1 protein-coding gene and 1 pseudogene are annotated in these 987 nt (G+C 62.1%); both read right to left on the bottom strand.

All coding sequences use genetic code 11. The features are described 5' to 3' along the window. Positions 1 to 383, bottom strand: a pseudogene (locus N869_RS15445) (carbohydrate ABC transporter permease); the annotation flags it as partial. Positions 384 to 418: 35 nt separating this feature from the next. After that, on the bottom strand, positions 419 to 987 hold a 569-nt coding region (locus tag N869_RS15440), incomplete at its 5' end, for an ABC transporter permease subunit (RefSeq protein ID WP_035063150.1).

Raw genomic sequence — 987 nt, 5'->3', positions numbered from 1 at the left:
CCGTTGAAGAACATCGTGAAAACGGCGATGGTGATGAAGGCCGTGCGGCCCTTGAGGTGCTTCTTCGAGATCGCGTAGGCGAACGAGGTGGTCAGGGCCATCGCGATGACGGTCGCGACCACCGTGTAGACCACGGTGTTGCGGTAGTTGATCCAGAACATCCGGTCAGCCATGACGATCTGGTACGTCTCGACGTTGAACCCGCGCGGGACCAGGTTCACCTGACCCGCGTTGATGAAGCCCTCGGCTGAGAACGACTGCGCGATGATGTTGAGGAACGGGTAGAGCGTCACGACGACGACCAGCATCAGCACCGTGACGTTCACGACGCGGAACACCTTGTACGACGTGCTGTCCTTGAGACCTCGCGGACCAGCCGACATCTCGAGCCGGTTGTTCAGGCGGGTCGGGTTGGTGGTCACCACAGGCTTGTCCCCACGAGTCGGCGCGAGATCGCGTTGGCGGACAGGATCAACGTCAGGCCGATGACGGCCTCGAACACACCGATCGCTGTTGCGTACGAGAAGTTGCCGGACACGATGCCGACCCGGTACAGGTACGTCGCGATGACGTCGGCGGTCGGGTACAGCAGCGGGTTGTACAGGAGCAGGATCTTCTCGAAGCCGACGTTCATGAACGTCCCGATGTTCAGGATCAGGAGCACGATCATCGTCGGCCGGATTCCTGGCAGCGTGATGTGCCACGTCTGCTTCCAGCGGTTGGCCCCGTCGATGCGGGCGGCCTCGTAGAGCTGGCCGTCGATGGTGCTGAGCGCGGCCAGGTAGAGGATGGTGCCCCAGCCGACGGTCTGCCAGATCTCTGAGGTGATGTAGATGGTGCGGAACCAGTCGGCCTGCTGCATGAACGCGATGGGGTCGCCGCCGAACTGCCGGACCATCTGGTTGATCGTCCCCTGCAGGGACACGAGCTGCAGGATCATGCCGGCCACGATCACGATCGACATGAAGTGCGGCAGGTAGGAGATCG

This window comes from Cellulomonas bogoriensis 69B4 = DSM 16987 (genome assembly GCF_000767165.1).
In the GTDB taxonomy this organism is placed as follows: domain Bacteria; phylum Actinomycetota; class Actinomycetes; order Actinomycetales; family Cellulomonadaceae; genus Actinotalea; species Actinotalea bogoriensis.
This window is presented reverse-complemented; position numbering and strand designations above follow the sequence as displayed.